This is a genomic window from Bradyrhizobium genomosp. III, from assembly GCF_000261705.1.
GTDB classification, from domain to species: domain Bacteria; phylum Pseudomonadota; class Alphaproteobacteria; order Rhizobiales; family Xanthobacteraceae; genus Bradyrhizobium; species Bradyrhizobium ottawaense.
This window is the reverse complement of sequence record NZ_AJQF01000243.1, coordinates 1-6762: the sequence shown is the minus strand read 5'-3', so window position 1 is coordinate 6762 and position 6762 is coordinate 1. Positions and strand designations below refer to the sequence as shown.

The 6762-nt window shown below is 63.7% G+C and carries 7 protein-coding genes; 3 read left to right on the top strand and 4 right to left on the bottom strand.

Annotated elements, in window-relative coordinates; translation table 11 throughout:
• From IC66_RS0121325 to IC66_RS0121315, 3 genes are all read left to right on the top strand, one after another.
• Positions 1-528: PfkB family carbohydrate kinase (locus IC66_RS0121325; RefSeq protein WP_244429139.1), on the top strand; the 528-nt coding region annotated here is incomplete at its 5' end.
• Entirely contained in the window at positions 525-1562 is a 1038-nt protein-coding gene (locus IC66_RS0121320) for a tagatose 1,6-diphosphate aldolase (RefSeq protein ID WP_028143595.1), read from the top strand. The genes IC66_RS0121325 and IC66_RS0121320, both read left to right, overlap by 4 nt.
• A 48-nt stretch (positions 1563-1610) precedes the next feature.
• The gene (locus IC66_RS0121315) at positions 1611-2738 is read left to right on the top strand and encodes a mandelate racemase/muconate lactonizing enzyme family protein (RefSeq protein WP_028143596.1); all 1128 of its coding nucleotides are present in this window, start codon (positions 1611-1613) and stop codon (positions 2736-2738) included.
• A 20-nt stretch (positions 2739-2758) separates the two neighbouring features.
• On the opposite strand, the gene IC66_RS0121310 is transcribed toward IC66_RS0121315, so the two are convergent.
• From IC66_RS0121310 to IC66_RS0121295, 4 genes are all read right to left on the bottom strand, one after another.
• Entirely contained in the window at positions 2759-3631 is an 873-nt protein-coding gene (locus IC66_RS0121310; protein ID WP_028143597.1) for an ABC transporter ATP-binding protein, read from the bottom strand.
• The gene (locus IC66_RS0121305) at positions 3628-4524 is read right to left on the bottom strand and encodes an ABC transporter permease (protein ID WP_028143598.1); all 897 of its coding nucleotides are present in this window, start codon (positions 4522-4524) and stop codon (positions 3628-3630) included. Before IC66_RS0121305 ends, IC66_RS0121310 begins: the two co-directional genes overlap by 4 nt.
• The gene (locus IC66_RS0121300) at positions 4521-5942 is read right to left on the bottom strand and encodes an ABC transporter substrate-binding protein (protein WP_038948952.1); all 1422 of its coding nucleotides are present in this window, start codon (positions 5940-5942) and stop codon (positions 4521-4523) included. The genes IC66_RS0121305 and IC66_RS0121300 overlap by 4 nt, the downstream gene beginning before the upstream one ends.
• Positions 5943-6123: 181 nt before the next feature.
• A partial coding sequence (locus tag IC66_RS0121295; RefSeq protein WP_038948950.1) for a Crp/Fnr family transcriptional regulator occupies positions 6124-6762 on the bottom strand: 639 nt, incomplete at its 5' end.

The following is a 6762-nucleotide window of genomic DNA, read 5'->3' as shown; positions in this document are numbered from 1 at the left end:
TTGGAGACGGTTGCCCGCGCATCCTCGGTGCTGGCAGATCCGCGCTGGGTCGAGGGGGCGGCAACGTTGTTCCGCGAAGCCCGCGCGCGCGGGATCCCGACGGTGCTCGACGGCGACATGGCCGATGCCGAGGTGTTCGAGCGGCTGTTGCCCCTGACTGACCACGCAATCTTCTCCGAGCCCGCGCTCACGGCTTTTGGCGGCTCGGCCAAGGATGAAACCCTCGCCGCGCTCGCCCGCTTCGGGTGTCGCATCATCGCCGTGACGCGCGGTGGCGAGGGTGTGAGCTGGTACGAGAACGGCCGCCTGCACCGGCAGGCGGCCTTCGCGGTCGATGTGGTCGACACCACGGGCGCCGGCGACGTCTTCCATGGCGCTTATGCCCTCGCGGTCGGCGCCGGCCTCGACGTGCGCGACGCGATGGCGTTTTCCGCCGCGGCGGCCGCAATGAAATGCCGCCACGCAGGCGGACGCAACGGAATCCCCACCATCAACGAGTGTCTTGCATTCATGAGGACGAAGCCATGAGAACGATTGGAAAGAACCGCGGCCTGGCGCGTCTGGCCGACGCGGACGGTCATTTTCGCATGGTCGCGCTGGATCAGCGGCCGCCGCTGTTTGACGCTATTGCGAAAGCAAAGGGGATTACGCGGGACCAGGTCGAGTATTCCGACGTGACGGCAGCAAAGCGTCTGCTCGTCGAGAACCTCGCGCCACATTGCAGCTCGATGCTGTTCGATCCGAATTTCGCGGTGCCCGCGGCCATCGATCTTCTGCCGCCGCGTTGCGGTCTCATCATGACCCTTGAAGAGCACCGGGTGGATGAGACATCGGGCGGACGCAAGTCGCGGGCGATCACCGATTGGAGCGTTGAGAAGATCCGCGCCATGGGCGGCGACGCCGTCAAGGTGCTGGCGTGGTACCGGCCGGACGCCGATGCTGCGGTCAACGAGCATCAGAAGCGGTTCGTTCGCGAGATCGGGCAGGATTGCGCCCGTCACGACATTCCCTACGTCCTGGAGCTGTTGGTCTATCCGTTCCTCGGCAGCGCCAATCACACCGCTGACTACGTGGAGTCGCCCGAAAAACTTCCAGGTCTGGTCATCGAGAGCGTGCGCGAGTTCGCCAAGCCGGAATATGGCGTCGACCTTCTGAAGCTGGAGAGCCCGCTGGCGGCCAACAATCTGCCTGCCCGGGATGGCGGCGCCGAGGCGAAAGCCGCGCAGACGGAGTTCGACGCGATCGGCGACATCTGCCGCGCGCGCAGCATCCCCTGGGTGCTGCTCTCCGGCGGTGCTGCGCCGGAGAAATTCGAACGGGTACTCGACTTTGCCTATGCCGCGGGCGCGGGCGGGTTTTTGGCGGGCCGCACGATCTGGCTCGATGCCGTCTTGAAGAATTTCCCGGACCGCGCGGCGGTTTCCGCCAGCCTGCGCAAGGATGGCCTTGGTGTGCTCGAACGGCTCAACGAGTTGACAAAGGCCAAGGGAACGCCGTGGAAGGCGCGCTTTCCCGTATTCACTGATATCAAGCGGGAAGGGGACTTCGCGCGCGCGTATTGAGCTGATGGCCGTTCCGCGTGGTCCGATCTCGATCGCAGGATCTGCAACATGACGTCTGACAGCTTCACCATCCGCTCGATCGAAGCGTTCTGCTATCGCTATCCGTTGGCGACGCCGGTGGTGACGTCGTTCGGCCGCATGCTCAACCGCCCCGCCGTCTTCATTCGCGCCGTCGATGAAGATGGCGTCGAGGGGTGGGGCGAGGCCTGGTCGAATTTTCCCGCGCCCGGTGCGGAGCATCGTGCGCGACTCGTGAACGAGGTGCTCGCGCCCGGTCTCGTCGGGCGCAAATTCGACGGTCCGGCTCAAGCCTTCGAGAGCCTGACGAGGGGCACCGAAGTGCTGGCGCTGCAATGCGGCGAACCCGGTCCGTTTGCGCAGGCGATCGCGGGCATCGATCTCGCGCTGTGGGACCTCTCGGCGCGCCGTCGGCGCTTGCCGCTCTGGCGGCTGCTCGGGGGGCACGGCAGTACGATCAAGGTCTATGCCAGCGGCATCAATCCCGGCGGAGCCACGCAGACGGCCGAAGCCGCACTCGAGCGAGGTCATCGCGCATTGAAGTTGAAGGTCGGATTCGGCGCCGACATCGACCTCGGCAACCTCGCGGCTCTGCGCCAGATCGTCGGCGCGGGCATGCTAGCGGCGGATGCCAATCAGGGCTGGTCGGTCGAACAGGCGCTTCAGATGCTGGAGCGGCTTGGCGGGTTCGATCTGCGTTGGCTGGAAGAGCCTATCCGCGCCGATCGGCCACGCGAAGAATGGCTAAGACTGCGGGCAGGCGCGGACATGCCGATTGCGGCCGGCGAGAACATCTCGAGCGCCGAAGGCTTCAGGCAGGTGTTGACCGAGGACGTGCTCGGCGTGGTTCAGCCGGACATCGCGAAGTGGGGCGGGCTCACGGTCTGTGTCGGACTGGCGCGCGACATCCTCGACGCGCGCAAGACGTTTTGCCCGCACTATCTCGGCGGCGGCGTTGGACTGCTTGCCTCGGCTCATCTGCTTGCCGGCATCGGAGGGGATGGCTGGCTGGAGGTCGACGCCAACGACAATCCGTTGCGCGATTTGTTTTGCGGCTCCCTGGTCGACGTGCGCGAAGGCACGGTTCAGCTGAGTGACGACCCGGGGCTCGGAACAGTGCCGGATCTTTCAGCTATCGAGCGCTATCGCAGCATCTAGATCAGTGCGGGGGGCTTCGCCTAAAGTACCTCGGCCAAAGATTGGCCATGCAGCTCGATGTTCAATCCGCGCATGCCGAGGTCGTTGATCTCGCCGCCCATCGCCTTCAGGCTCTCCTCGCGGATCAGGGACATCAGCCCGCGGCGCAGCGCCAAAAATTCCGAGGACATCATCATGGATTGCTGTCGCGGCCGTTCCAGCGGAATTGGGATCTCCGCCTTGATCGAGCCGGGGCGCGCGGTCATGCAGTAGACCCGGTCGGACAGGAAGATCGCCTCGTCGATGTCGTGGGTGACGAACAGCACCGAGATCTTCAGCCGTTGCCACATGTTGGTGAGGATCTGCTGCATGATGACGCGGGTCTGGGCGTCGAGTGCACCGAAGGGCTCGTCCAGCAACAGCACTTTCGGCCCCGTGGCGAGCGCGCGGACGATGCCGACGCGCTGCTTCATGCCGCCGGAGAGCTTTTCCGGATAGTGCTTCTCGAAGGCCTCCAGGCCCGCCAGCCCGAGCAGCGTCCGGGCGGCGCGCTCACGCTGCGAGCGAGGCATGCCGCGCATCTTCAGCCCGAACTCGACGTTCTCCCGCACCGTCTTCCAGGGGAACAGCGAATATTGCTGGAACACCATGCCGCGCTCGGCACTGGGTCCGCTCACACGCTCGCCGTCGACGGTGACAATACCGGTGGTCGGCTTGAGGAAGCCCGCGACCGCATTGAGCAGCGTCGATTTTCCGCAGCCGGAGGGCCCGACGATCGAGACGAACTCGCCCGGCTTCACATGGATCTGCGTATCGGTGACCGCCTGGACCGGTCCCTCGATGCCGTCATAGCTGAGGGAGAAGCTCCTGACGTCGATATGGCCTTGCGGTGCCTTGGCGGGGATCTCGCTCATTTTGCTCTCCACGGCATCACCAATTGTCCGGCGCCCCGGATCAGCAGGCTCGATCCCAGGCCGAGAACGCCGATTGCGATCATGCCGAGCGCGATGTCGGCGTACTGGACCAGCGAATAGGCCTCCCAGGTGAAGTAGCCGATGCCGTACTGGCCGGAGATCATCTCGGCCGCGATCAGCGAGACCCATGCTACGCCCATGCCGACCGTGAGGCCGGTGAAGATGTGCGGCAGCGATGCCGGAAAATACACCTCCCGGAAGATCGAGCGCTCCCGCGCGCCGAGGCACTGTGCTGCGCGCACCAGCACGGGATCGACCAGCGTCATGCCGTGAAGTGTATTCACCAGGATCGGGAAGAACGAGCCGAGGAAGGTGATGTAGACGATGCTCTGCTCGTTGGTCGGCCACAGCATGATCGCCATCGGCACCCAGGCGATTGCCGGGATCGGTCGCAGCACTTCGGCGACCGGGAAGATGATCTCATGGACGAGCTTGAAGCGGCCCATCACGAGACCGAGCGGCACCCCGACGATGGCTGCAAGGGAGAAGCCGACGAGGATGCGCCGGCAGCTCAAGACGATGTGCATCAGGAATTTGGGATCGTGGATCGCCTTGGTGAAACTGGCATAGACCGCGAGCGGCGAGGGCACATTGGTGAATCGCACGAAGAACACGACGCGATAGGTCGTGAGCAGGTGCCAGACCAGCAGGAATGCCAGCAGCGAGGTGATGCCGATCGCGATCGCGCGCAGGCCGCCGCGGTTCAGTCGATACCAGCGCAGCGCGAGCGTTCCGAAGGAGGGCGGGGTGGCGACGGGCTCCACGCCCGTCTCTGCAATGGCTGTTGCCGGCATGCTGTCCTCGGGATGTCTGAGGATGGCGGGACTACTCACGTCTTGCCTCCGCCGACCGCCGCCTTCACCGCGTCGTCGAAGCCCAGCACCTTGCCGCCGTTCCTGGCGGCATAGGCTTCGGCGTCCTTCTTCAGCAGGAACGGCGCGACGTCGCCATCGCCGACGGCGAAGAAGGCCTGGTCGGCGAACAGCTTGATGCCGCGCGTGGTGTCGAAGACGTAGGCGACGTTGATCTTCTTGCCCTTGGCCTTGAAGCCGGCATAGGCCCCCAGGGTGCACGCCGCGGACGCAAACGGCATGATGCCGGCATCATCCACCCAGACCTCACCGGCCTTGCGCGGATCGGTGATCGGCTTCTTGCAGAAGGTGTCTTCGCCGGCGATCTCGTAATTCTTGGTGCTCGCGAGCTGCGCGTCGTAATCGAGCTTCATCTCGGCATAGGCTTTGCGGATATGGCCATCGTCGACCCATTTTTTCGGATCGAATTCCTTCATCCGGCCGAGATTTTGCAGAACCTTGACGTCGGCGGTGGCGGCGTTGATCAATGCCGGCTTGACCGTGGGATCGGTGGTCATGTTGCCGCTGGGCCCCAGGAAGATGTACACCACTTCCTTGCTGATGCCGGTCCATTCCTGGATCTTCTCCGCGGCCAGCTTGGGATCGTCGCGCAGCCACTGATTGGCGGCAATGACCGCCTTCAGATAGGCGGTGACGACCTCCGGGTATTTATCGGCGAAATCGGTGCGGACCACGATGCCGTGGAAGGTCGGTACGTTGGTCTCGACGCCGTCAAAGATCTTCCGCGCGAAGCCGCGGAACGGCAGCAGCTCGGCGAAGGGAACGAAGTCGGCATGCGCGTCGATCTTCTTTTCCTGGAGATTGGTCGAGCCGACCTCCGGGCTCTGGCTGACGAGCTGGAAGAAGTCGGACGTGTAGCCACGGTCCTGCATCGCCTTGAGCACCATGCCATGGGCGGCGGAGCCGAACGGTACACTGACGAGCTTGCCCTTGAGATCAGCGAGATCGTAATAGGGCGAGTCCTTGTGAACGACGATGCCGTTGCCGGAGCCGGACAGGCTGTAGGCGGCGATACCGATCAGCCGGCTCTTGCTTTCGGGGTTACTTTCGAAGGTGAAGCCGTTCACGATCAGCGGATAGTCGCCCATCATGCCGATCTGCAGCTTGTTCGCCATCATCGCGTTGGTGACGGGCGGGCCGGAGGTGAAGTTCTGCCACTCCAGCTCGAACTTGATGTTGCTGTATTTGCCGTCCTTCGGCAGATATTTTTCGAGCAGGTGCAATTGGCGGATGACGACACCGGCGGTCACCGTGTTGGTTGTCGTATCCTGCGTTCCGATGCCAAGCGTGACGGTTTCCGCCGAGGCCGGCTGCGCGACCAGAAGGGCCAGCGACGTCACCGACGTCGCGATCGAGAGCGTGGAAAGACGGCGGACCATTCTCATCCTCATTCGGTTGGATGTGCTGTGGTTGCCATGATTGGGGGAGGGCCCGGACAGGGCAAATCCGGAATGAGCGCTGCAGTCGATTAGTTGCCGGGAAAAGCTGATTGCATACTCCTTGAGCAGTTCTGCACTATAAAGCCGCTTGCCTGAGCAGGGGCGATGGTCGCAAATTCGGTCAATCGGATGCGTGGCCGCGCATCTCCTCCAGCACGTCCGTCCGGCAGACCACGATCTGTGACCGCCTGGTTTGCACGATTCCCTTCTCCTGCATCCGCTTCAGGCTGATCGTGACCCATTGCCTGGTGGCACCGACCATGTGCGCGATGTCGGCATGGGTAAAGGCGGCCGCGATCACCCTGCCATCGGCGTCCTCAACACCATAGAGCTCGACGAGATGCAGCAGCAAATGCGAAAGGCGCTGCGTGATCGAGCGCGTTCCCAGCATCTGGGCGAGAGCCGAATAGCATTTGCCCTTGAACGTCAGGCCTTCGATCAGGCCGATCGCAAGGTTCGGGATCTCGACGGCGAGGGATCGCAGCTCCTTTCCGGGAAGGTGCACGACGCTGCAATTGCTGGACGCAACACCGGACCATTGATGCACCGTGCCCTCGAACACTTCCGGCCCGCCGACGAAATTGCCGACATGCCAATAGGCCAGCGTGATCTCGCGCCCGAGTGGGGAGGTGTAGAACACCCGGATACGGCCGCTCTCGATCAGCCAGATGCCGTCATGCTTGCCCCCCTGGCTGAACAGCGTCTGGCCGCGGTTGAGCACTTTTCGGCGGCCTTGCTTCAGCACCTGCTCCCGCTCGCG